At 62.7% G+C, this 24561-nt stretch carries 17 protein-coding genes; 9 read left to right on the plus strand and 8 right to left on the minus strand.

What is annotated here, in order from left to right; translation table 11 throughout:
• Window positions 1–68 precede the first annotated feature (68 nt).
• Complete coding sequence (locus LX88_RS33540; RefSeq protein ID WP_258948733.1) at window positions 69–392, plus strand: transposase; 324 nt, start codon at window positions 69–71, stop codon at window positions 390–392.
• Window positions 392–1306, plus strand: a complete 915-nt coding sequence (locus tag LX88_RS33545) for an IS3 family transposase (RefSeq protein ID WP_258948734.1) — start codon at window positions 392–394, stop codon at window positions 1304–1306. Before LX88_RS33540 ends, LX88_RS33545 begins: the two co-directional genes overlap by 1 nt.
• Window positions 1307–1625: 319 nt before the next feature.
• Here LX88_RS33545 and LX88_RS33550 read toward each other — a convergent pair whose 3' ends face one another.
• Entirely contained in the window at window positions 1626–2318 is a 693-nt protein-coding gene (locus LX88_RS33550; RefSeq protein WP_258951803.1) for a recombinase family protein, read from the minus strand.
• A 586-nt stretch (window positions 2319–2904) separates the two neighbouring features.
• Here LX88_RS33550 and LX88_RS33555 point away from each other — a divergent pair.
• The 3 genes from LX88_RS33555 to LX88_RS33565 all read left to right on the plus strand — a co-directional run bounded on the left by LX88_RS33555 (window position 2905) and on the right by LX88_RS33565 (window position 5546).
• Window positions 2905–3837, plus strand: coding sequence for a hypothetical protein (locus tag LX88_RS33555; protein WP_258951804.1), 933 nt, complete (start codon window positions 2905–2907; stop codon window positions 3835–3837).
• A gap of 200 nt (window positions 3838–4037) precedes the next feature.
• Window positions 4038–4742 carry a hypothetical protein gene (locus LX88_RS33560; protein WP_258951805.1) on the plus strand — a complete coding sequence of 235 codons (705 nt, stop codon included), beginning with the start codon at window positions 4038–4040 and terminating at the stop codon, window positions 4740–4742.
• A 39-nt stretch (window positions 4743–4781) separates the two neighbouring features.
• Complete coding sequence (locus tag LX88_RS33565) at window positions 4782–5546, plus strand: hypothetical protein (protein ID WP_258951806.1); 765 nt, start codon at window positions 4782–4784, stop codon at window positions 5544–5546.
• A gap of 807 nt (window positions 5547–6353) precedes the next feature.
• Here LX88_RS33565 and LX88_RS33570 read toward each other — a convergent pair.
• Genes LX88_RS33570 through LX88_RS33590 form a run of 5 tightly spaced genes read right to left on the minus strand, consistent with a single transcriptional unit; the run spans window position 6354 to window position 15277 of the window.
• Window positions 6354–7919, minus strand: a complete 1566-nt coding sequence (locus tag LX88_RS33570) for a hypothetical protein (RefSeq protein WP_258951807.1) — start codon at window positions 7917–7919, stop codon at window positions 6354–6356.
• Window positions 7919–9946 (minus strand): AIPR family protein, encoded by a 2028-nt coding sequence (locus LX88_RS33575; protein WP_258951808.1) that lies wholly within the window; start codon window positions 9944–9946, stop codon window positions 7919–7921. Before LX88_RS33575 ends, LX88_RS33570 begins: the two co-directional genes overlap by 1 nt.
• On the minus strand, window positions 9943–10956 hold the full coding sequence (locus LX88_RS33580) for a PD-(D/E)XK motif protein (protein ID WP_258951809.1): 1014 nt from the start codon (window positions 10954–10956) through the stop codon (window positions 9943–9945). Before LX88_RS33580 ends, LX88_RS33575 begins: the two co-directional genes overlap by 4 nt.
• Window positions 10953–13787 carry a Z1 domain-containing protein gene (locus LX88_RS33585; protein ID WP_258951810.1) on the minus strand — a complete coding sequence of 945 codons (2835 nt, stop codon included), beginning with the start codon at window positions 13785–13787 and terminating at the stop codon, window positions 10953–10955. The genes LX88_RS33580 and LX88_RS33585 overlap by 4 nt, the downstream gene beginning before the upstream one ends.
• On the minus strand, window positions 13784–15277 hold the full coding sequence (locus LX88_RS33590) for an ATP-binding protein (protein ID WP_258951811.1): 1494 nt from the start codon (window positions 15275–15277) through the stop codon (window positions 13784–13786). Before LX88_RS33590 ends, LX88_RS33585 begins: the two co-directional genes overlap by 4 nt.
• A gap of 592 nt (window positions 15278–15869) precedes the next feature.
• Between LX88_RS33590 and LX88_RS33595 the strand changes: the two genes are divergently transcribed.
• Entirely contained in the window at window positions 15870–17756 is a 1887-nt protein-coding gene (locus LX88_RS33595) for a DNA cytosine methyltransferase (RefSeq protein WP_258951812.1), read from the plus strand.
• Here the strand turns inward: LX88_RS33595 and LX88_RS33600 are convergent.
• Window positions 17753–18178, minus strand: a complete 426-nt coding sequence (locus tag LX88_RS33600; protein ID WP_308203475.1) for a very short patch repair endonuclease — start codon at window positions 18176–18178, stop codon at window positions 17753–17755. The two genes, LX88_RS33595 and LX88_RS33600, sit on opposite strands and share 4 nt — an antisense overlap.
• 600 nt (window positions 18179–18778) lie before the next feature.
• Between LX88_RS33600 and LX88_RS33605 the strand changes: the two genes are divergently transcribed.
• Window positions 18779–20002, plus strand: a complete 1224-nt coding sequence (locus LX88_RS33605) for an AlbA family DNA-binding domain-containing protein (protein ID WP_258951814.1) — start codon at window positions 18779–18781, stop codon at window positions 20000–20002.
• Between the two features lie 312 nt (window positions 20003–20314).
• Here the strand turns inward: LX88_RS33605 and LX88_RS33610 are convergent, their stop codons facing one another.
• Window positions 20315–20590: a hypothetical protein gene (locus tag LX88_RS33610; RefSeq protein ID WP_258951815.1), complete on the minus strand. Its 276-nt coding sequence runs from the start codon at window positions 20588–20590 to the stop codon at window positions 20315–20317.
• Window positions 20591–20820: 230 nt separating this feature from the next.
• Between LX88_RS33610 and LX88_RS33615 the strand changes: the two genes are divergently transcribed.
• Entirely contained in the window at window positions 20821–22203 is a 1383-nt protein-coding gene (locus LX88_RS33615) for a restriction endonuclease (protein WP_258951816.1), read from the plus strand.
• A gap of 652 nt (window positions 22204–22855) precedes the next feature.
• The gene (locus LX88_RS33620) at window positions 22856–24559 is read left to right on the plus strand and encodes a hypothetical protein (RefSeq protein ID WP_258951817.1); all 1704 of its coding nucleotides are present in this window, start codon (window positions 22856–22858) and stop codon (window positions 24557–24559) included.
• The last annotated feature ends 2 nt before the right edge of the window (window positions 24560–24561 follow it).

Below are 24561 nucleotides of genomic sequence, written 5' to 3' on the forward strand. Positions count from 1 at the left end.
CTGAGGTTCACCCCGAGCAGTGGACACCGAGTTAGCAGGACCTAGGGTTCTGCTGAAAGGATGTCCTCATGCCTCCTCGTAAACGCCGTTCGTACACGGCCGAGTACAAGGTCGAGGCTGCGCATCGTGTGATCGATTCCGGTCGGACGATCTCTGAGGTTGCCCGCGAGCTGGGGATCGACGCGGGAATGTTGAGCGTCTGGGTCAAGGACGAGCGGCGCCGGATCGCCGCGGCCGAGGCTCACGGGGACACGCCCCTGGAGGCGGCTGAGCTGGCCGAGCTGCAGCGGTTGCGTCGACAGGTCGCCGAGCTCGAGAAGGACAACGCGTTCCTGGTAAAAGCCTCGGCGTACTTTGCCGCGATGCAGAAGAACCGGCCCGGTTCGCTCTGATGGCCAAGTACGCCGGCCCCGACACCATCGCCGGCGTCGCCGACCTGGCCGCGCCTGAGGGCGAACGCTTCGCGATCCGACGCATGGCGCGGCTGCTGGCGGTGTCCGCCTCTGGCTACTACGCCTACGTGAAACGTTGTGCCGCAACGGTGTTGACACCTCGTCAGCAGCGCCGCGCAGACCTGGAGGTGAAGATCACCCAGGCGCACAAGGACTCTGACGGCACCTACGGATCGCCACGGATCACCGCGGAACTGCGGGATCAGGGCGAGGTGATCAGCGCCAAAACCGTTGCCAAGGTCATGGCCGAGATCGGGATCGAGGGCATCAGCCCACGCACGTTCAAGGTCAGAACGACGGTCTCCGACCTGGCGGCATCGTTCCCGCCGGATCTCGTCGACCGCGAGTTCGACCAAGGCCGCCTGGACGCCGTGTGGCTCACCGACATCACGTACTTGTCTTGCGGTGAGGGCGAGATGTTCCTGTGCGCGATCCGGGACGGGCACTCCCGCACAGTGCTCGGCTACAGCGTCGCCGACCACATTAGCGCCGAGATGGTCACCACCGCCATCGAGGCGGCCGTGGCCGCCCGCGGCGGTGAATGTCGTGGCACAGTCCTACATTCCGACCGCGGCGGCGAATACACGGCACACCTGACCGCACAGGCCTGCTTCCGGCACGGGCTGCGCCGATCGATGGGCGCCACCGGGATTTGCTGGGACAACAGCCCAGCCGAGTCGTTCTGGTCGACGTTCAAACACGAGCACTACTACCGGCACGTCTACGCCACGAAGATGGAACTCGTTGCCGCAGTTGACAAGTGGATCCGTTTCTATAACAGTACGCGGCGGCACTCCAAGCTCGGGATGCGCAGTCCCAGCGACTACGAGAAGTCACTCCGAGCGGCTGCCTGAATCTCTTAAGCCCCTGTCCACCGTTCGGGGTGAACCTCAACCTTCCCTCGGAACCCTTCGAGAAGCTCTGGTCCGCAGAGAAGGAGTTCCTGGCGGCGGCGAGGGAAGAACTTGGCCTGTCCGCGATGTCGCGGACTCCTGGGATCGAGTAACCACGACGCTGCAGCTCTACTTGGCATGAAGCTAGCCCGCAGGAAGAACGTTCTGGCGGGAACCTGCAGCCCCACAACCAGCGGCCAAAGACTCGTCGCCCAGCTTGCTCCAGCGATCGTCACGACGAAGGCGCCGAACAAAAATACCGTGGCGGACATTCGGTAACTCATGCTGCGCTCGATGTGGCGTCGGCGAGCCCGTTGCTGCGGCAGGCTTGGGCACGGTGGAAGGTGCGCTCGTCGACTAGCGGCTCGTGAACGTTCGCCGCAGAGGTGACCCACTGCTGTGGCGAAGTCGGACGGCCATCGACGGTGCGGGCCCAGACCTGGCGCCCGGTGTACTTGATGTTGCTGACGATTCGCCGGACAGCCTTCGAGGTCCATCGACCGCTGCGGCTCGGCGTCGGGTACTGGCGAAGGTCGCCGTTGAGCCTCGTTGCGATCGCGGCCAACGTCAGGCCGTGGTCGGCGCGCCAGATGAAGATCTGCTTGACGACCGCAGCGGTCTGCCAGTCAGGGACGAGAACGGCGCGCAGCTTGCTGGGTCCGCTCGGATCGGTGACCCGGATCCGGAGGGCTCGGTAGCCGTAAGGCGGAGGCCCGATCTGGTAGCCCGCGCGGACGACCTCAACCATTGCCTGCCGGGCGCGGCGAGTGGTTTCGGAGTGGTGCGCCGAGAGCGCGGCCCATTCGATCCGGCTGCCGCGGCAGTCGATCAGTTCGCCGTCCCCGGTCTGACCGACTTCGCCATCGCGTGAACGACCTGTCCACAACTTTGTCCACATCCGGGACCAGGACGGTGGACAGGTCTTCACCTCGGGGCGCCAGCCGCAGTGGCGGCAGTAGAGGCGTTTAGTCATGCTGCCCGCCTCCATCCGGAAGCTTCGACACCGTCAACTGCTGCAGCAGCAAGCTCGGCGTCGTGGGCGAGTTGGCGCGGCAAGGGTGGCCGCCCGGCGCGTGTCACGAAATCGGTCAGGCGAATAGCCAGACGGGCATTATCGGATCTCACGGAAACAGCAGGTCGCGAAACGGCAGCATGATCAGATGTCAGCAGAATCTGCAACCCTGTGGCAGACAGGCAGCCGCCGTGACGATCCACTCGAATGGCCTAGAAGCGAGCTTGAGCACATCGGGTGACTTGCCCGGAAACTCAAGCGAGACTGAAACGATCCGTGAGGCTATACCGACCCCTTGGTATCCAGGGTTCCGCATAGCCGCGGGGACGCCCAGCCAGCGGCGGGCAACACTTGGCCCGTTCGTGCCATTACGTGTGCGTATAGTCGCAAGAAGACTAAGGGTTCTCGTTTGAAGTAGCCCTCCTTAAGTGCCAAAAGACCCTAGCGGTGACAGTTTTTGATCACGCAGTCTCTTTGTTGACAGTCTGCGGACGATCAACCCGCCAGGAACGGGCATGGGCCCAGACAGCGAAAGGAGACGGTTAGCATGGCGACCTTTCATTCCGCTGAAATCTCGGACAGGGTCCCCCTCTCGCAACGGCATGGTGGGCGCCGCGTCGTGGCGTTGTCACTGACACTGGCGGACGACCAGTGGACTGACGATGCCAAGAAGGTCGGCATTGACATCCGCAAGTCTGTCGGAGTCGGCAAACCAGGTGAAGAGACCCCTGTCAACGCGGCTGCCTACGCCGAGCTGTTTCGCAGAATGCTGCGCAACCAAGGCGCTCGAGCTCTCGAGTTGGCAGGCGTCGATGAGGCGGTAGCGATTCTGCATCGCGAACCTAACGACAAGCTCGCACCAAGTAAGGTTCGCGAACTTCTAACCAACCCGACGCCGGTGCAACTCACGAGTCGCACAGCCCTGGAGATGATGAGGCCGCCGATTCCATTTACCCAAGGAATCGGAGTGTTTCGAGGCTCGCCCGTGGCTCCCGAGATGGAGATTCGTCCATTTGCGGCCGCAGTGGCGTCGACATCGTCTGCCGACGATACGGCAGAAGTCGCGGCACAGACTGTCGTTCCGATTTCACTGCCAGCGATCCCTGAGCTAAGTGACGCCCTCGCTGCAGTTGCACGGGGTCACTATCTTCTGCCGATAAGGAAGTGGCCCGGCCGCATCGAGCTATTGCCGTATGAGCCACCCGCCGAGACTAATCCCACATTCTTTCTGATCGAGGAGTACGCGATCACTTCGAAGCTGGGCGACTTCGGCCTCGGCCGCACGACCGGTCCGTACTCACTATTCCCCGGCGAGACTACCGAGATCAGCATGAAGACCTGGCTGACGACAACAGACTCGTTCACGGAAGGGTCCAGTATCGTCGACTCGTTCGGCACAACGTCTGCGGACAAGTTCAACACCACGTTGGCAAATCATACAGCAACGAGTGGCACGCCGGTGGTGGGTTCAGCTTTATAGTCAGCGTCGAGGCCGGCGGCGGCGAGACGCGCAGCGAGCAGGTACACGTCGGCAGAGACTCATTCGCGAACCAGACCTCGAATGCGGTCCAGGAGCACGTGGCTTCAGCCAACGCGAACAGGCAGACGAACGTTACGTCATCGACGGACCGATCAAAAACTGCGGGCACCGAGCAAGCAACCGTTCGGACTATTCGTAACGTGAACATGCGGCGCTGCTTGAACATCCTCTTCCGTGAGCTCAACCAGGAGTACATCACGAGGGTACATATGGTCGACCTCCGGCTCGGCTTTCAGAACGGGCAAATCGGCAGTTGGCGAGAGGCACCCTTCTCTCAGCTCCACTCGTTCGTGTCCCAGTTCGTCGCCGCCAAACAGGTCGATGATGTTTGCAGCAAACTGGTGAAGCTCGGGGCGGTTGTGTTCGATAACGCCGACAAACCAGTCCCGGTACTGGAGCAGCTCACATGGGAGGAAGGCGGATTAAATGTCAAGGTCGGCGACGTCAAGCCTGACCGGAAGGGAAGGTTCGATCCGCCAAGCGACACCACCAGCTACCGATTCCGCAGGGGGCCGCTGGGGCAGGACGAGGTCGATGGCGTGGTGCTCTCAGAGGCAAAGGTGATCATGCAGACGGGCACTCTGATCGCGGATGCCCTGCTAAGCCCAGGTGAAGCACTCGACGAGTACGCGATGGAGCGCCAGAAGGCGGACTCCGAGGCTGCGACATTGGCCAACGTCCACATGGAGGGCACCATCGTTGCGGAGAAAGTTGCGTCCGCCCGAGCACAGTCTGTCGTCGATGCGCTAAATGCGATTGTAGAGCCAGATAAGCGAATGAAGGCATACAGCGAGGCGTTCCGTCCGATTGTTGCTGAGGGCGATGCCGTCGGCATCGACACGTAGAGAAGGTCAACAGAGGTTCGCGGGTGAGCGGAGTTCACGATGGGTGAAGCGCAGGCCGTCGGCTACAGCGGCGTAACGGTCAGCGGAGCGGGCTTTACCGGCAGTATCCCGGCCGTACCGTCCACGGGAGGTGGTGCCGCAGCTGGCTCAACGGCGCGGAGCGTTGGGTACAGCGGCGTCACGATTGACGGTGCGGGCTTTACTGGCAGTGCGCCGGTCGCGACATCCACGTCTTCGGCTGTGTCGAATAACTCGGCCAGCGAACCTACAAGGTATACGATCGGTTCAGGTTACTCTGACGTTCTCGAACCACCAATCGAGCAGTATGATCTAAGTAAGGAGTTCGGATTCATTCCCGTCGCGCCAGAAGAGTCCGAGGCCCACTTGCCCTATCAAGGAATCAAAATTCCTCCGCAAGATACTCTTAGCCGACAACTCCAGATCGCTGATCTCCGCGCATCTGCTGAAGCGCCTTCTGGAGGCCCACGACCTTACGCCGACGCCAGCCAATACGGCTACTCGTATATGCGCAGTGAGATTATAGGCAGAGGCGGGGCGGCTGCGGCCACGAGCGCAATGGGGGCGTGGCAGCGCGCGCCGAATAGCTTCTTCCCGTTTACTGTTCGGTCTGTCGACGGTTCACCCGCGGTGATCGAGCGAAGGAAGATTCTCATACTGGAGGATCGCTACGAGGGATTCCCGATGCTTCCCCCTGGCGAACATCCGGTCGAGGTGGTGGAAGTCACGCCCAACAGCTTCACATTCCGGGCGTTGCCAGGTCATTTCGACCCCCTGGATCCATGATCTCATTCGTCATGGCCGCCGATATCTCAGGCCAGGTCACATTGATGCATTTGGGTGTCACGCAGCCCAATGCGAGCCAGTCCCCCAAGTATTTGGTCGCCCCGACCATTGCGGACATGGCATGGACGCGACAAAGTGAGGCCTTAAGGCAGTGGTTGGCCAACCATCCGAATACTCCGTAGCCAACATTGGATCCAAGGTCATCAGCGCGACCTGCCGACCGGGCGGCCCTGTCACCTCGGACAGCTTTGAGCAGTCAGCAGGCGTCGACCACTCAGGCGTCGACGCCGGAACGGGCGGAGTGGTTGCTGGTGGCAGGATCCTGCCGGTCTTGACGGGGTTTCAGCCGGTCTGCGGCCTTGGTCCCGGGTTCGGCTCTGGTGCGGGCTCCGGCACGATCCCCGACACGACTCCCGGCGATGTCTCGTGCGGGGATTCACAGCGTGGGATCCGGCCCTGTCTCGAGCCATGACTGCGGTAGCGGGCCGAACGCGCGCCGGGCGGCCCGGACGACCAGGGCAGCTCCGAGCCGCGGTAGGCACATTCTGGCCGTAGAAGCTGTCGTGAGTTCTCCCAACGACGTCCACAGACAGTAGTTCTTCCAGACGAACTACTGATGCCAGCGCACCGAACTGGCAGCCGACCATGCCTCTGCAGGGCGGTGGTTCACAACGCGGAGCCAACTCCAGCGAGATCGTTCGCTACCCGCTGCTCCATGCCCAGGGATGACGGATGAGAACATTCCCGGATCGACATGTGTCCAGTGTGGACAATCGGTCGTGACGTCTGCATGACCGTGGCTACGTGTCAGTCAGCCAGGTTCGTCTGCGCCAGACGGCTGACTTTGTCGCTGCCTCCGTGGGTGATGCTGGCCGTTTCCTCGTCCGGATCAACGCACATGTACACGTACTCGCCGACTCGCAGGCCGAACCGCCGAACATAGATGCCGAAACCGTGAGTGAATCCCGTCTCGTCGTTGTAGACGGCGGTTCCGCACTGTTCGCCTCGTTCATCGGTCAGCTCGAACCTGGTGGACGGAGTACCAGCCTGGAGCCATCGGCGCAGCAGCACTCCGGTCAGCCTGAAGTTGGACGTCACAGCCAACATGACCCATGGGCGACCGTTCGGCGTTACGCCGGCGCGGAAGTCGCGATTCTCCGTCAGCGAGCGTGCCCGTGCCTGTCCCTGGACGGTCGTAACCACGTCCGAAGCAACCTGCGTTCCGCGGACGGTCCACGCGTTTCGATCCAGCTTCACGAACGCGGGATGGAAGGTGAGGTACACGCCGACCGTGCTGAGGTTCATGCCGAACGCCTCGGCGGTCTCCATCAGGCTCGTGCGATCTAGAACGCCGTTCGGAGACATCCTGATCAGCTCGACGAGAAGCGCCGCCTCAACACCGAGTGCGGCGTTGGGATCCAGCGGGACTGTCGCGCTGAGCTCGTTGTCGTCGACAGCAAACTGGTCGTGCCACTCACAGAACGCCCGCAGTCCCGTGGTACTCGGGGCCACGAGATCCGCCTGATCTGCGGTGCGGCCGGCGTTGCGGTAGGCCCAGAAGTTTTCGACCGCCTGCTGTGCGCTGAGTAGGTCGACGGGCTGGTGCACGGACAGGAGGGTGCGGAGTGTGTTGACCAGGCGGTTGCGCGTTGATGCTCCCCAGGTGACGTGGTCCTCGTCGAGCCACACAACCGAATCCGACGCCGCCAACAGTGCCCTGACGTCATCCTCAGTGACGACGGAACCGGCGTCGAGTGCCTCGTCACTGACTTGGAGCAACGTGGCGAGACCCTGCCGTTCAGCCAGCCTGCGAGTTGCCTGGTACACGGCGGTGAGGGAGTCAGGATCGTCGGTGACGACCCCGGCTGCCAGTTCCAGGTCGAACGGCCGTCCGGCGAACTCGGCACACGCGCGCAGGCTGTCGAGGCTGTACTTGGTGGAGGTGATACCTCTGTGGAGCAGTTCGTCGGCCAACGCGAACTCCGTGCAAGGAGCCAATCTCCTCGCAAGCGCCAGCGCAGCGTCGAGCTGCGGCCACCCCAGACGAAGTCCGTAGAGCGCTTTGTGGCTCTTCTGGATCTGGCGGGCGCGTTCGCGGGTTACGCCCATCACGACCCCAGTTTCCTCCAACGTGGCGGGTGGCTGTCCGAGCAGTCCATACCGTGTCGCCAAACCGTTTATGACGGCCGGTCGGCAGGGCTTTCTCCTGCCGTGAATCACGCTGTCCGCCTCGGACAGAATTCTGACGACTGTCGTCTCCAGCGGTTCGGTGTCGTCGAAGGTCAGTTCGGCGAGCTTGGCGAGAACACTCGTCAGATCAGCTTGCGTATCTGGCCGATCTGGTTCCTGGACGGCGTTGGTGTTATCCGCCATCAGGCATCCGCGTTTCCGGTCAGCGCGAACCCGTTGTTCAAGGCGGCGTCGTAGATCCTTCTGAGGTTGTCGATCTGCTTGTCAGTCGGCGTCTTTCCCGCGCTCAGCAATCCTGCGGTACCTGCGGCGATGCGCCTGTCAACGGCGGTGAGCTTGTCGTGCTCGCTCGCCCAGTCAGCCAGTTCCGACCACGGCGCGAGCAGTAGGTCCTCGGTGCTGATGTTGGACGCGACGACGCGGGTGGGACCCTTCGTCGTGAGCTGGGCGACGGTTGCCACGCTGAGCTTCCACGTCAGGGCGCGCGCCTTCTCCCAGCATGCTGGTTTCTTGGCCCATTCGCTGATGTTGCCGGGTGCTCGGTCGAAGAACGACCGGAGCAGTCGGGCCAGCGCCGGGATCTCGCTGCGCAACTCTTCCGGCACCTGTTGCGTACGCCAGATGACATCGAGGTCGAGGCGTCGACTGGTGCGGTTGCTGATCAGCGCAACGGCATAGGCGACGACCTGCGCCTTGTAGCCCTCCAAGCCGTTTTCGCGGAACGTCCTGGCCACGATCTTGTCAGTCTGCCGAAACAGAATCGCCTTCGCGACAAGGTGCTCGAAATCGCGCCGATCCGGCTTCTGGTCCTGCTCGGGACGTTGCGCAAGCCGCAGAGCGAACTCGGCAAAGCACTTCTGACCGCCAAGGCTTACGGCGTGCGGAGCCTCGTCCCAGGCGAGTTCGAACTTCGCCAGGTCGGTCTTGACGAACTTCTGCGCGGGCGGATGGGTCTCCTTGAACGCCTTCTGCCTGGCAGGTGTGCCAGTCCTGGCCACCTCATCCTGGTACTGACCGCGGGCACGTTCGTAGAACCATCGGGTCTGCTTCTGGCCGCCGTCCGTTGCCGGCGCCCACATCGAGCGGGAGAGACGTTCGATGTCGACGTGGAAGGGATGGTTTGTGCTGAAGTCCGCCTCTTGGACCTTGTTCTGGCTGTTGGCATAGCGGGAGATCAGTGGGACGAGCTCGGTGAGCTGCTCTGGCGGGACAACGGTGAGCTTCATCTGGACGTGAATCCCGTCCAGCTCTGCCTTGTGTTTGACGGCTGCATGGTAGAGCGATGCGGTGGTCTGACCACCGTTGACGATCTGAAGGTCTTTCAGGCTGGCGATGCCGCTGCCGCCCTCGTGCGTCCTGATCACGTCGACGGCTGATGCGGTTGCGGAGATGCCGTTGTTGTAAGCGAGGAATCGGCGGGGCTCGTTGAGGATGGTGTCCCGGATCCCCTGATTGACCTTGCCTCTTGCCTGTAGGAACGACCGCACGTTGAGTTCGAGCAGGCGGGCGGAGTAAGTCGCGTAGATCTCCTTCAGCACGGTGCCGGGCACGATGGCCAGCATCGTGTGACATCCCTGCTCGTCGAGATCGGTGGGAAGGCATGGAACTGGCGCACCGAACAGACTGACGAAGTCAATGTGGATGGGCTCCTGCTGCCGCCCGGAGGTCACCAGTCGGTGCAACCGAACCACGTCCCAGACCTGGACCGCCGTCGGCACATCACCGAACTCTGGCGTCACCACGTCCTTCCTGGTGGCGACGGCACCATCGGTGAAGACCCAGAACCGGACACGGGTGAGTTCCGGCAACACCTGGCTGATGCTGTGCGCCATGTCGAACACTGGTGAGGCCACCTCAAGCCCGGCGGCGCCGTTCCGCGACACCCTCTCCAGGAACCCACGCAACCGTCGGAGACAGGTCTCGATGTCCGTCTTGCCGACGGATGCGGGCGGCGCTACCTGCCTGAGCACGACGCCGAACAGGTCAAGCGTCTGGCCATCGCCGCTGATGCTGTAGCCGGAGACCTCCTCACCGCGCGCCTGGTGGAAACAGGCCTCCCCGCCCTCCAGTTCGGCAACGTCGGCGAGTTCACCGACCATCCGTTCGAGGAAGACATCGCGGATGTTCCGTTCCGCGCCGGGCACACCGGCCTCTGTGAGCAGGTCCTGCTGGAGCGACTCGGCGAACTGGTCGATGTCAGTGTCAGTCATGCCTTCTTTTCCAGGACGGTGATCATGTCTTCGTCGCTGACGAGGAATCGGTCGGCGGCAAGCAGATCGACGGTGTACACGACATCAGAAACGCCGACAGGTCTGGTCTGTTCGGTGATCCGGGGAAAGCCGTCGGTCACGCGGTGGACTGTCCGACCGCGCAGTGCGTATCGCCGGTCCTCGTACAGCCGGCTCTGCGTGTCCAGATAACCGGCACGTACTAGCCGCTGCTCCAGCTCGCCCGCAACACCAAGCCTGGTCGCCTGGTTACGCACGTGGCGAACGAGTTCGGGAAGAGACATTCCACGTCCACCTTGTCGCGCGTCGAGCGCGAGCGTTACCAGGAACAACACCCCAGGACCAGCGTCGTCGAGCTGTCGTTCGCTACTGATCCGTACCCGGTTGGCGTCGTGTCCAGAAGCGGTCTTGATCTCCGCACTGCCCAGCTCGAACTGGAAGTCCTGCAATTGCTGGTCAGGGCCAGTCCATGCGTACACCGCGTCCGGACCGAATGCTGGCAGGAACAGTTCGGACAGGGCGTGCAACTCGCCGAACAGCCCACGCTGCTGCTCTGGCGACAGCCCACCGGGACTGACACCGGCGAGCATCCGTTGCCACTCACCCAGCCGGTTCACCACCACGCCGCCCGGTTCTGCGGCGACCTGTGCGAGCCTCACGAGCAGGTCGGCCACGAGCGCAGTGAAGATGTCCGTGTACGCGTCTGCACGCAGTGCGAGGTCCAACGTGGCCCCATGCTCTGGGACGCTTCCTCGCTCGACCACCACGCCGGACATGGCCAGCTGCCCGTTCACCGCATTGGTCGGGATGTTGTCGGTGACCACTGAGAACACCCGCCGTGCCGCTGGATACTCCACGGCGACGAAACAGTGGTGTGGACTGTCTGCCAGTACCCGCCGAACCCGCCGACCTGCCGATGCCGGGCCACTACGCGGGTCATGCAGTTCGGCCCAGAGTTCCTCAAGATCCGTGGCGGACGGTACTGAGGTCATGCCTGCTCCTCGTCGGAGTCCTGGCTGCCGAACTCCTGGTCCCACCATAGGTTCGTCACCCGGTACTTGATGGTCTTCGCGGTCCGGCTCTTCGGGAAGCTGAGGGCGAACCCGACGGGTGGCAGGTCGGGATGCATCCAGGTGTCGGGCGCGAGCGGATACAGCAACAGCAGTCCACGACTCGGTGGGCGGACCTCACGGATGAAGAGCCCGCCCGGCGAGCTGGGCGCCGTCTTCCTGGTCTTCGGGTCCAACTGCCAGGCCTGCTTGGTCATGTCCAGAGCCCACCTGCACTCGTCGTCGGAGAGGTCCATGTCCTCATCGCTCGGCGAGACGAGGCGACGGATCACGTAACGGTCGTTTCCCGCTCGCAGGCCTGCCTTGTACTCGGGGCCGGCATTCGCACGTTCCTTGGGCAGGTACAGGGCCCGCTGAACCAGTCCGACCTCGAAATCACCGATCTTGTGAGTTTTCTGGTCGTTGCCGGAGACCGACACGAGCCCCACCGTCCAGGTGGTGAGCTCTGGTTGTTTTGTGGTCAGCAACGTCCGGATGTACTCAGCCAATGCTCGCGGCTGTGCCTTGGTCGCAACGTCGGAGGCCTGGTACCTGTCCAGGAATTCCAGTACGTCAGGCGCAGGCACGTTGTCCCACTGGACGGTGCCGAGAGGACTCCGGCGGGGTACTGAAGTGCCCATGGCGCTGACCAGACGCTCGGTGGCGGCCACGTTGTTGCGGAGCAGTTCTTCGTCCGTCTCGAACGTGATGGACTCGCTGATGGTTTGGGAGAACGTGATGTCGACGTCGGTGCCGTTGCGCATCTTGGTTCTGGCGGTGATCATCAGCCCGTCAGGATGCGCGCGGACGCGCAGCCCGTACTCCTGTGGTGTTTTCCTGAGAGCGGCCATGTACTCGAACTCGCGTAGCAGTTCCTCGTTGGCCAGAGCGATGTCCCGGTACCACCCGACGAGCTCGTCGGTCGTGTAGAGCCGGGACAGGTCGAGGTAACCGGGGCGGTATCCGAACCAGCGGCCCATCTGCATCAGCGTGTCGTACATCTTCGACGCTCGCAGGTAGTAGCTGACCGTCAGCCCTTCGAGGGTCAGACCGCGGGAGAGCTTGTCCCCACCGATCGCGATCAGCGTGAGCGGTCGGTCGGCCTCGCTGTAGGTCAGGGCGTCCTCGGACTTTCCGTTGAGCACGCGCAGTTCAACGTCGTTGAGCACGTCCGGAAGCACATCGCGGATCTGCGTCCAGTCGACCACCGCGTCGACCTCTGACGTCAGGTCCGGGTTCCGCAGCAGCGCTTCGGTGGTCGGTACGAAGTCGGTTCGCCACAGAGATTCCAACGCCGACCAAGGGGAGTCCGGGCTGGTCGGGTCGCCGTGCCATACGCGCTGGCGCATCAGGTCCACATGTTCGTGCAGTGCTCGGCGGACCAGCGCTTGGACGTCGGTGAAGCGGGTGACGTGCACCAGCATCGAGTTGTGGTCCTCGTGGCCACGAACCCGACGTGCAGCCGTGGCGAGCAGGAAGGCGTTGATCGCGGTGAGCAGCGATGTCGGCAGTCTGCCCGGGATGGTGTCCTTCTTGTGTTTGTTCGGGAGCCACATCTCGTGGTCGTCGAACGTACTGATGATGGGCAGACCGGCCTGTCCCTCGATGCTTGAGTTCACGTCGCTGTCCAGCCCGAACACCGTGTTCACGCCGACGTAGTTGCTCGGTGGCCGAAGGTTGATGATGAAGCTGCGCGGGAACAGGTCCTCGCCGTACTTTTCGGTCTTCTCGTCGGCATCAATGAATATGTTTGCAAACGGCGTGGCGGTGTATGCGAGGTACGCGGACTTCTCGAACGTGCGCAGCAGCTTCCGGATCAGCCCGTTGATGCTGGTCGGATCGTATTCGTCGACCGGCCGCCCGTTCTCGTCGGTCGGCCGGGCCTTGGTGTTGACCGAGGCGTTGTCCGCCTCGTCGTCGATCACCAGCAACGGAACGTTACGCACAATCTGCTGACCGGTCTCCGGGTCAAGTTCCTGGTTCAGCCGGGTTGCCCACGAGTGCAGATTCCGCAACACAGAGGCGTTCTTCTTGACCACCAGAATTACCGGGTCGCTGCCACCCGCGTTGAGCCAGACCTGCTTGGCAACCTTGACCTGGAAGTCGCCCTTCTCGTCGCTGCTGGTCAACGAGTGGACGTGGAGAAACTTCCCCTTCATCTGCCCGACGCCGACCTTGGCATTGGTCTGGTCGTAGCTGCGGTTGCTCCTGGTGTCGAACCCTAGGAACTCCATGTCCAGCCGGTGCTGGGTCTGGCTACGCAGACTGTTGTGCAGGCCGGCCAACACGACGATCAGGCGATAGCCGGCGTCTGCGGCCTTGCAGATGACGCCCGTGTAGTTGGCGGTCTTGCCGGACTGCACCTGGCCGACAACCATTCCACGACGGTCCCACCTGCCAGGCCGGTCCGGTTTCTCGAACGAGCCCAGAATCCGGTCGGTGACCTGGTTGATGCTGCGAATCTGCGCTGGTGCCCAGTCCTTCCGGCCCAGATACCGCCGATACCGGTCCCAGAAGTTCCACTCGATCTCGTCCCTGGCGGCGTCGAGCCAGGGCACGTGGTCCTCACGACCGTTGAGAACCTGTTCGATCGGAAGCCAGACGTTGCAGCGACTCTCCACATCCCTCCGCAGCTCGGCGACATCGACGTTGGCCTGCTCCACGAGAAGCAACGCCTTGTCGACTGCCTGTTCGACGTCGCCGGTCGTGACGTCGTCCGAGTCGTCGAGCAACATCAGGGCGATCTCCATCGCCCTGCGCTGGTCGGGGTTCATGCCATCTCCTGACCGAGTTCGCGTGTGCAGACGTCCCGAACGAGGTCGGGAAAGTCAGAGAACGGCTCCATTGTCAGCAGCCGACCGACAATTTCCTTGCCGGACGTCCCCGCGCGTCTCATCGCTCGGACGACATCGATCAGCACCGACCGAACCGCGTCCGGGGCAGTCTCCTCGAACGGTGCCGCCTGGCGGCCCTGCCCGTCCGCATGATTCAGGATGATCAGCGGAACGGGAACGGTCTCCTCCAGCAGCCTGACCATGGCCTCGACGTCACCGCCGCCCGCAGTCGTGAGCAGCGCCGCCACAAGCGGGTGCTGACGATTAACCTGGTAGGCGATCTTCGTCCCGCGCACAACCTGTATCCAGGCCTGAACCACATCACCATGGCTGGCACGCTGAAGCACCTTGCCGCGGTGTCGGTAGACGTTCGCCGACCGCAGCCGAACGACCTCCGCGATCCGCCTCAGCTCGGGCACCAGCGCGCCAGGTGCGCGGGCCACCGACTTGCGGACGTCGATCTGCCAGTCGGAATCCATATGGTTGGGCAGGTCCAGCCGAATCCGGGCCAGCGAGGTCAGCTCCTCCCGCCGGAATCCGAGCCCGAGCCAGCTTCCGGACACGATCAGCCGTCGGTTCCGGTAGACGTAGAACCCCTGCTGGGAAGCCCAGCCACGACGACCACCAGCAGTGATGTGCTCCTCAGAGTTCAGCCGACTCACATGCGGGAGGACGAACGACTTCACCCTGATCAGTTCGCCCTGGTAGGGCAGTGACTCGTCCGCGACCACCTGGGTCGTCTCGTGGGATTCGAGGAACGGGTCCCACGGTACGACGTTCCGCCCGTTCACCCGGATCGTGATCTGTCTGGGACCCGTGACGTACCGGTGGAAGGTCATCCCGAGATGCCTGGCAACCCGGTCAGCAATGTCGTAGAAGTGTTTCTCTGCCTGCGCGTTCTGCGGATCTGGCGAGACAACAAGTCGATCCAGCATTCTCCACAGCACCACTGTTCCTGGCTGGGCACCGTGCAACTCGTCCCACAGAGCCCGGTCCTCGGATGTCAACGTCGTCAGCAACTGCCAGCCACCGACGCGGACGACATGGTCAAGATCCCAAGTTCGAGCCTCCACCGATGATGTCTTCGTCGCCGACATGACGACCAGCCGCCGGCACTGAGAGAACGACGCGGTCTTGAGTCCGAGCCCGAACCGCCCGAGATCGCTCGCTCTTCTCAGCGTCGAAGGGCTGGTCGTGCCCGGCCGCATCGCCTCCCGGAGGCTTACGCCGTCCATCCCGAGACCATCGTCGACAATCGCGATCCATGACTCCCCGCCATCCCAGCGCAGGCGGACGTCGATCGTTGTCGCATTAGCCGTGATGCTGTTGTCCACGAGGTCCGCGACTGCGGTCTCAGTGGCATACCCGAACGCGCGAAGCGACTCCACCAACGACTCTGCGCGAGGTTCGACGACCTCGTAACCAGTCACGTTTCCGCCCCCAAGCGATGTACTCATCGGTCGCCTCGATGAGCCGCACTCTCCGGCGCCAACCGAAAGTGCTCGGGCGGCCACGCTGTTGTCCACGTGGTCTGCGGCAGCGGCCTCGATGCTGTACCCGAGCGAGCCGAGCGACGCGATGATGCCCGCCGGATCCGGGTTGACGATCTCCTAGTTGGCGTACTTCCCGCCACCAACTGCCCCACACACCCCAATCGTCAGCACTGCGACCCGACTGCACGCGCATTGCCGCTGACCACTAGCCTGTCCTCCACAGTGGGGGAGCAGTCTAGGGACTTCTGTTCATCACCGTGTGCGCACATGTACACACAACCTTCTGACCAGGCCTTTCTGGTTAAATCGGTCCCAAACGGAGAATCGTCACAGGCGTGATCAAACCGTTACGCCGAGCTGGTCCGCTCCAGGGCCTGAATGGTCGTGGCGCGACGTTAACGTGACGTCGTTCCGTCGGCCCGGTGGCGAGTCGCGACACGACATCGGTGATCATGGAGGTTGTTGATCCAGGGCGACGTGTGTGTTGTCCTGGTGCTCGTTGACACAGCGTTCGGGAAGGGTTCGGAGGGTGTCGTTCTACGGGGTCAAGCTGCTGCGCAGCGACGATCTACAACTTGTCGGGCATCCCGACGGTTGTACCGAGGACACTTTCCAGGAGTGGTGTGGCCGTAGGCTCGCCGACGGCCACAGGCTGGCCGTTGACCTGTTCTCGGGCGCCGGCGGGCTCAGCCTCGGGCTTGAAGAGGCTGGGTGGACTGTCGCCGTCTCTGTTGACCATGACGACAAGGCCCTGCAGACACACCGCCACAACTTCGCCGGTCTGGCGCTCGATCGCGACCTCGGTGATGAGGCAGAACGCCAGAAACTCGTTGACATGCTTCGCAGCACCAGCATCGATCTCATCGCCGGCGGGCCTCCCTGCCAACCCTTCAGCCGCGCTGGGCGCAGCAAGATCCGCAGCTTGGTGGTGGCCGGTCACCGCGACGAACACGATCACCGGCGCGAGTTGTGGCAGGCGTTCCTCGACGTCGCGCTGGCAGTACGACCACGTGCCGTGCTCATGGAGAATGTTCCCGACATGGCGCTCGGCGACGACTTCGCCGTCGTACGCACCATGGCCGACGAACTCGAAAATGCTGGCTACTACACCGAGTTCCGACTCGTCGATGCCTGGCGCTACGGCGTTCCCCAGCATCGCAAACGGCTCATTCTCCTGGCGCGACGTGACATCGAGGACTTTCCCTGGCCGGCGGAGCAGGAGAAGCAGACCACGCTGCGCGACGCGATCGGCGATCTGCCCGACCTCGGGCTGACTACCGGTGACCGCCAGCTGCCCTACCGCAAGCCGCGGCGCCTGCCGCCATTCGGTCAGACCATGCGCGAAGGCGCACGGGACGGCGTCATCTGGGATCACATGACGCGCCCAGTGCGTGATGACGATCGCGAGATCTTCGAACTCATGGACTCCACCACCCTGTACGCCGACATCCCGGAGAAGTACCGGCGCTACAAGACCGAGACGTTCGACGACAAGTACAAGAAGCTCGACTGGAGCTCGGTGAGCCGGTCCATCACCGCGCACATCGCCAAGGACGGCTACTGGTACATCCATCCCGAGCAGTTGCGCACCCTCACCGTTCGTGAGGCCGCACGCGTGCAGACCTTCCCAGATCGTTTCCGGTTCGCAGGCACCCGAAGCGACGCGTTCCGCCAGATCGGCAACGCCGTGCCTCCGATGCTCGGCCAGGCTGTGGCAACCGCCCTCCGGCCCGTGACGGAGGAGGAGCACCAGAAGCAGCCACATGGTGACTCGTCCCGTTGGGTCGAAGCCCGGCGTGCGCTCACCGAATGGGCCAGACAGCAACGGCACGGCAGGCACTGGCACACCCTTCCCGGCCCGCACGTCACAACCGCCGTAGCCGCCGCGGCGGCCGTGTTGACCGGGCGCTCCAACATTCCCAAGGGCACCGAGAAGGCGCTGGCCGCTATCCGAGGCAGGGAACGTCTGACGAAGGCGGAACTCGACGAGATGCAGGCGCAACTCGCGTCGCAGCCGGCTCGCCAGCAGCTCGAACGGTTCCGGTCACTACTGCCCAAGCGCAAGGTCTGGGCCGATCCGGACCAGCTCGTAGAACAACTGGACCTGAAAGCCTCGGAGGAGCGGACCTTCCGACTTCTCGCAGGCGAGGACGTACTGCTCGCCACTCAGGCGACGCTGAGGGTCGCAGCGCGGGTCGCAGGCTCGGAGTCGGACAAAACCAACAAGCTCAGCGATGGCCGTGTCGATCTCGCCCGACTGATCGGAGCCGGACCCGACGCACCGCTGCGGGCCGCGGCACTTCGGCTGCTGGGCAGCACGATCTGCAAGGCACCCACCACCTTGTGCGCCGACTGTCCGCTCCGAAAGCAGTGCGCCGGCCAAAACGGGGACCAGACAGTTCAGACCCTTTTCTAGGGAAGGCCATCCGCAGCAGCTGTCAGGATCCTTTGGGCCGCAGATGTGACGTCCTTGCGAACCTCGCACTCCCACACTCGGATCACCCTCCAGCCCGCTTCCACCGCGGCCTGGTTGTTCCTGCGGTCACGTTCGCGGTTCGTAGTCAGCTTCTGCTCCCAGCGGCTGGCGTTCGGTCCTCGGAACTCTGCTGGTGAATGCGCCGGACAGCCGTGCCAGAAACACCCGTCGACAAACACGGCCAATCGGTGCCGGGGCAGGACAAAATCGGGCGTGCAGCGTGCTGCTACCTGTTGATGAAGTCTGAACCGCAGCCCCAGGGCGTGCACGGCACGACGCAGCGTCAGCTCAGGCTTCGTGTTGCGTGTCCGGCGGCCGCGCAGGTGCTGCCCTTCGGACGTCACGATCCATTGGTCTGGCACAGGTGTTCAATCCTCTAGGTGACCAGTACTTCGGGTCAGGGGACCGACCCCTGTATCAGTGACGTCCCCGCCCCTGTTACTCAGCGGTCGTCCCAATCATCGTCTGTCTCCAGACCGCACCCGGCCAACTCGGCGTAGTCAACGAGCAACCGCAGGTGGTCCGGCTCCGTGGGGAGGCGAACCTACGGCACATGTGCAGTCGAATCCCTATGCCCTCGGCAGCTGCAGCAGGTTGCCCGTCGAGCACGGCGTCGAACTTCGCGGCAGCGACCGAGCCCGAGGGACGGTCGAACCAACGCGACTCGGCCTCAACGCACTCAACAACCTCGTCCCAGCCGACGTCGATCACCGGCCGGTAGTCCCTGACGAGGAGAAAACCTCGACGACGTCCTCCGCCACCAGAACCTCGAGAGATCTCTCCCGAACGCGGATGTGCGGACTGACACTGGACCTGGGGATCACGGCACCGATTCATACCACTCCTTGACGGAACAACCCGCCGGGATCGGCACCACGCTACTGGTCGGCGCCTCAGCAAGTCGGCCAGAATGAGCTATGAAGCGAGTGGCAGCGCCGGGCACGCCATCGGGTGGCGCCCAAGTGATCTTCGACCTCAGCGTCGATGAGGATGGATACGTCGAGGCCGTAGGCGGTTATGGGTCTCACCGCCTGGTTGTAGTTGGCCACGGTCACATCGTCGCTCCCAAACACCAAAACTTCGTCGTCCCGGAAAGCGTCATCGCACCGGCGGACGTGGAGAGCTTGCACGTCGCGATGCTCGACGACCGACGCTGCTGCAGCCAGCTACCGGATTCAACCGAGTACGTCCACGTAGCGCTCGAGGACGACCCGCAATTCCACGCACAGTCCTCCCCAGTCGACTCCGTGTACCTCACCGTCGATGTCAGTGGTGTCGCTGCCGTCGCAGCCACGACCACGCGGCGACTCCCGCCCTGGTCGAAGGACGAACTGAGCAGAATCCTCACCCCCGCAGCGACAACGCACGGGTGCGCAATCGGCGGCGTCACCTACACCGTGGACGGCAGCGATCCCGAAGAGTTGCTGAACGAACCCTTGCTTACGCCAGAACAACGGCATGAGCTCAGGCAGCAATTCCAGGCAGAGCCTCATGACATCCAGATCTCCGTCGTGGCGACCGGTCCCTCGACAGTAGGGCAGCTCATTGCCGCCGGACGGGACGTTGCCGCGCTCCTTCACGCGCACGGCGGAGGCAGCATCGATGTGGTCAGCGCCCGACATCTCGTCCGCAGCGGCCACCCGCACCTGTTGGAGGGGCTGCCGGAGAGTGACTGGCTGGAGGTGAAGAGCAGAGCCTACGGCTTGAAACTGGCCGGCCCCGCAGGCACGCGACAGAAGATCGAACTCGCCCAGGACGTGGCCCGGTTCGCTAACGGTGCTGTCGACGCTGTCCTCGTCGTTGGCATCAAGGAGATAAAGGTCAGCGACACGGCCACTCTCGGACCTGTCAGGCCCATTGACCTTGCCGAGTTGAACGCGGATCAGTACCGGGCCGTCCTCGACGAGCGGATCATTCCCCCGATCGACGGACTAGTCGTTGAGCGTGTCGACCTCGGAGATAACAGGGGACTGATGATGATCAGCGTTCCCCTGCAGCCGGCGGAAATGAAGCCCTACCTTGTACATGGCGCGATAATCGGCGACAAGGTCGAGGGGGACTTCTTCAGCATCGTGCGTCGCCGCGGCGAAGGCTCGATCACCACGACGGCCAAACAGATCCACGCCTACATCGTCGCCGGTCGAGCGTTCCTCCGGTCCGGCGACGCTCCGCGTGTCGAGCGCTAAGGATCGATACCGAACCACACGTACCGTGCGCCGTCGGTCGGCGATGTCAACGGTCGCCCTCAGTGGCGACGCGTTGCCAGCATCCCACGCCTTCGCGACGCGACAGGGGAACGCAACTCTTCCAACCGGAGATGACGTTGCCCAATCTCGAGCAGCACCACATCCCGCGTACGTCGTCGAGCAACCGGAATTGTCAGACTCGTGTGACAGCGTGTAGCAAATGACGGTCGCCTTGGCGCTTGCTGGACGAGGCGAAGCCAGCACAGGCTTGGCACGGGAGGATCTTCATATGGCGCAGCTGCGCGGTCGCAGTCAGAAGGTACTGCTCAGGTCGGCCGACCTGAGCCCGAGCAACGAACGGAAGGCCATGGCCGCCGCCTGGCCGAGGACATCGACCCGGCCGATCGCGCATTCCGTCACATCCTCCGCGCGGCGACCAACCTGTCGCCGTTCGGCTTCGACATCCCTGATCCCGACATACTGGCGAGGATCGTTCAGGTCGGCCGGAAAAACTACAGGACACGGCGAGTGGTTTCGGCTCGAGGGCTCACTGTGCACGCCGTGGCACGTCTGCGGAGCGGCGTCCACAACGGAAGCATGATCACCACACCAGTCTGCACTCCTTGAGCACTGAGACCGCAGAGGGATCTTGACTCCACAACACACTATCCACTGTGGACAATGCCTCGTTGTCTCCCGAAGCGCACTTCAGCGCATGCGCACCGCCTCAGGAGGAGACCGTGAGATATCCGTGGCAGTGGCGCTCACCTTCCACCACAACTTTCCAAGGAACGACCGTGCTTGGACGACCCGTCCTCGTGGACGAATTCAACCGCCTCAAGGCCGATCCGGATGCACACAGGCGTGGATACGCGCTGGAGCAGCTTCTAGTACAAGCCTTCCGCAAAGCGCACTTCAAGGTGGAGCACAACAGCGGTGCCGCGAGTCCGCGACAGACCGACCTGACCGCCACCTACGGCACGGATCGCTACCTCATCGAGGCCAAGTGGGACAGCGATCCACTGAACACCAGCCATATCGACGACATGCGTCTGGCCAGACTTGGACGCACCGAAGGAACCGTGGTTGGTGTCATATTCAGTGTCAACGGCTTTCGCGACAGCGCCATCCACGAGGTCGCCGCCAGACGAGAGCGCTCCGTCCTGCTGTTCGGCGAGGTGGAACTGGAACAGATACTCGCCGATCCTTTGGAGTTGGTCCGCCTTCTGCGAATCAAGCGAGACGAACTCGTTGTTCACGGGCGCGCTCACCTTGCAACTTCCGAGACGACCAGGCGGGCCAAGCCGCGTGACTCAAAGGATCTTCCTGGGACCGGGGTTTCTCTGCTCGATAGCCGACACCATCAAGTGCCCTACGTGACAGCCGGAGGAGAGTTCGGCCGGTTCACGTTTGCCCAGACAGTGGCCGACATCGACTGGGGGTTTGGCGTTGGCTTCGGAGTCGCCCTGGACCTCCCCATCCGGATCAATGACGCAGAGGGCATCGTGGAGCTGCTCTACGAGATGCACCGCATGGGGTGGGTCACCGACCAACCCCGCTGGAACATCCAGCAGGCCCAGGTCAACTGGCACGGAGTGGGGGCTCGGTCGTTCGTTGAGACCCTCCGGGACTGGCAGAGCCGAACCGAAGCTCTGGCGGACCCCCACCACTCGGAAGAGGTGACCTACTACGACGTCTGCGCGGGCGGATTCGTCACGCTCACCGCGAACCTCGCCGCACATGACAGTCGTTCAGTCCTGCACTGCAACGTCTCATTCCAACTGGCCGGCGTTCCACTCGACGCCAATCCGATCAAGCACCTGTACGAGAGGTTCAACGTCATGGGGGCCCCTCACTTTCGGTCGCTCAACGACCGTGCGGTGGAAAGGTACTGGCCTCCACGCGACGACGCAGTTCCGCTCGAGGTCGTTGGTTTCATCGCCGAGCGCCATGCTCCGGGCCTCGACATGGAGTGCTGCGACTGGGTGACCGGCGTCGCCGCGAAGAACCCATATCTTCGCAGGGCTGCTATACCCGCGCCGCCTGATTGGCCAGACCACCTGAGCGATTCGGAGCTACTTGTGTGCGATCTACGCTCGCACCATCCGCTCGGAGAGCCTCGCAGCAGCTACCACCTGTATGGGTGGGAGCTAGCCCGCACGTCTGACGCGCTCGTGGTTCGCATCGTCGTCGACTGGTAACCAACGGGCGTCGAACTGCCGCTTCAGCAGAAGCCGAGGCAACACTGTCCAACCAGCATGACTCAGCCCAAGCAGTCGAATGGCTCCTGCCAGTCGATGTCGATCACCTGGGATGCAGCCCTAAGCAGCATGAACCTGCGACGATGCCCTCGGCCGCGCAGCCGTGAGCGGACTTGCCCCTTAGACGTCGGTCGACAACCGACGTTCCTGACGGCTTGGCTGCACGCGGCCCAGCGATGGTCACTTTGCACACCAGCACATGCGTCCATTCGGGTGATCGGTGTCACACTATTAGCGCCATCCGCGATGCATCGATGTCAGAAGTCTGCGGAGTGGAGTGGTAATGAGCTTTCTCGGCTCGCCGGGCGCGGGCTCGCTCGCGAGTGAACCCTTCACTGCCGAAACTCCTGGCCTCTTGGACTGGATCCCATGGCTTCCAGGAGCAGTTCTGCCAATTGCCGCTGTGGCGTTGGCAGCGTCGCTCTACAAAATCTATAGGGCTAAACAACCCGCCGTAATCGGCTACCGCGGAGAACGTTCGCCGTCGACGACGCCTGACGCGGGCCGAAGTGTCAACACGGCAGTAGTTGTGCGGGGGCGTCCTGTTCAGGAGGCAATCCGAGGCCCGCTCAAACCAGGTGGCACCTTTGACGTGCTGGTCAACATCGGCGCTTGGGACCCAACGGGCTTGCTTGCTCAGGGCGAAGCCCTTTGGCCGCAGGACAAGCTGCCAACTGGCGAGTTATACCTGCGCGCCGTGCTCTGCATGGACGGTATGCCGGAACCAATAGTATCCAATCTGATACTGCCAACCGTCGGCGAGAGTTTCGGATGCGAATGTACGCAGCCCACCCACAGCTTGGGCTGCACTCCGCAACCTTGGACTCGATTACCAATCACAGCACCCGGCTCGCATACGATCTGGACCGGCGAACTAGTTATCTACTACGAGGTCGTTGCTATTCATGCACAACGACTGACGCTTCCGATAGGAGACCAGCACGCCGGCTCTCCCGGACCTCGCTCAACGCTGATCCATCGCCTGACGGAATCTTTCGATAGCCTTGGCGCGCTTGGCGGCCGTTCGGCCGGCATCGTTGTCACCAACAACTCTCGTTTGATCGTCAATGGAGTGCATTTTGCCAGCAATCCCGTGTCAATCATGGCCAACGCTTCGGACAACATCGCTCGCGGGATACGGAGGCAACTCTACGATATTTCCCTCGTACCAGCCACAGGGGGAATGAAGAGTACGTTTGATTCCAATCAGGGAAAGGACTTTAGAAGCTTCGAGGCCAACTTTGCCACCCTCGCTAGGTCCGGCGCGCAGATCTACGAAGGGATATTTCGCGAGAACTATGTATTCGACACACTGGCGGATCTAATTAGGAAAGAGGCAGACGCCCGAGGTCGACCGCCGATCGTAGCCATCGCAGACCTTGTCGAGAACGAGCCCTCCAGATTGCCCGTGCCCTGGTCACTAATCTACGACCTGAATATGCCTGGCGACCCCAGCGGTTCGTACCAGGTGTGCGAGTCGCTGCGACGGTTCGGCCCAGGAGGTCGAGGCGGCCCCGTCCCCGACCGATGCCCAGAACCTGATCACAACGGCCCTGTACTGTGCCCGTTCGGTTTCTGGGGTCTGTCGTGCTACATAGAGCAACCTGCGTCCACCAACGCCGTCGTACGGCACGTATTGGACGACGACGCGCCAGTCGATGTACTGATGGCCATTGATCGGAATTTGGATCACGGCTTGACGCGTAACCACGTCGCGAAAGTCAAACGAGGGCTCGGCCGGGGCTCACTGACTGATTCAACAATCTCTTCACCCATAGAGTTGGCTGCCTGCCTTGGCCCAGAAACGATGGACATCGCCTATTTGTACTGCCACGGCGGCTATAGCGAGCAACCAACCAATACCTCACCGATGGCCGTACTGCGGTTCGGCGACAGCCTTATTGCGCCTGTAGAGGTCGCCGGCTGGCGCCGCAATCAGTCGATCTGGCCACGGCCACATTGGCCCAAACGAAAGCCACTCGTGGTCTTGAACGGATGTCACACAACAGAATTGACCACCGCAACGCTCTCAAACTTTGTCGATGCCTTTGTCAACCGCGCTGGGGCTTCAGGAGTAATCGGCACAGAGGTAACCCTCGAACAAGAGGTGGCGAGCTGGGCCTGCGAACTGCTGCTCAGCACTCTCTCTGATGGCGCCGACGCTGGCGAAGCGGTCAGGTCGATGAGGTGGGAGATGCTCAAACGCGGCAACGTTATGGGCCTGGCGTACACACTTCATTGCATCACCGGACTGCGTCTGCGACCGCGACGCATGAGCGAGAGAAACAAGGTCTAAAA

The sequence above is a fragment of the Lentzea californiensis genome (assembly GCF_024648825.1).
Lineage (GTDB): Bacteria > Actinomycetota > Actinomycetes > Mycobacteriales > Pseudonocardiaceae > Lentzea > Lentzea californiensis.

What these genes read in the sequence shown, in the direction of transcription:
- LX88_RS33540 (WP_258948733.1), top strand. Translation starts at nt 69, where the DNA reads ATGCCTCCTCGTAAACGCCGTTCGTACACGGCCGAGTACAAGGTCGAG.
- LX88_RS33545 (WP_258948734.1), top strand. Translation starts at nt 392, where the DNA reads ATGGCCAAGTACGCCGGCCCCGACACCATCGCCGGCGTCGCCGACCTG.
- LX88_RS33550 (WP_258951803.1), bottom strand. Translation starts at nt 2,318, where the DNA reads ATGACTAAACGCCTCTACTGCCGCCACTGCGGCTGGCGCCCCGAGGTG.
- LX88_RS33555 (WP_258951804.1), top strand. Translation starts at nt 2,905, where the DNA reads ATGGCGACCTTTCATTCCGCTGAAATCTCGGACAGGGTCCCCCTCTCG.
- LX88_RS33565 (WP_258951806.1), top strand. Translation starts at nt 4,782, where the DNA reads ATGGGTGAAGCGCAGGCCGTCGGCTACAGCGGCGTAACGGTCAGCGGA.
- LX88_RS33570 (WP_258951807.1), bottom strand. Translation starts at nt 7,919, where the DNA reads ATGGCGGATAACACCAACGCCGTCCAGGAACCAGATCGGCCAGATACG.
- LX88_RS33575 (WP_258951808.1), bottom strand. Translation starts at nt 9,946, where the DNA reads ATGACTGACACTGACATCGACCAGTTCGCCGAGTCGCTCCAGCAGGAC.
- LX88_RS33580 (WP_258951809.1), bottom strand. Translation starts at nt 10,956, where the DNA reads ATGACCTCAGTACCGTCCGCCACGGATCTTGAGGAACTCTGGGCCGAA.
- LX88_RS33585 (WP_258951810.1), bottom strand. Translation starts at nt 13,787, where the DNA reads ATGAACCCCGACCAGCGCAGGGCGATGGAGATCGCCCTGATGTTGCTC.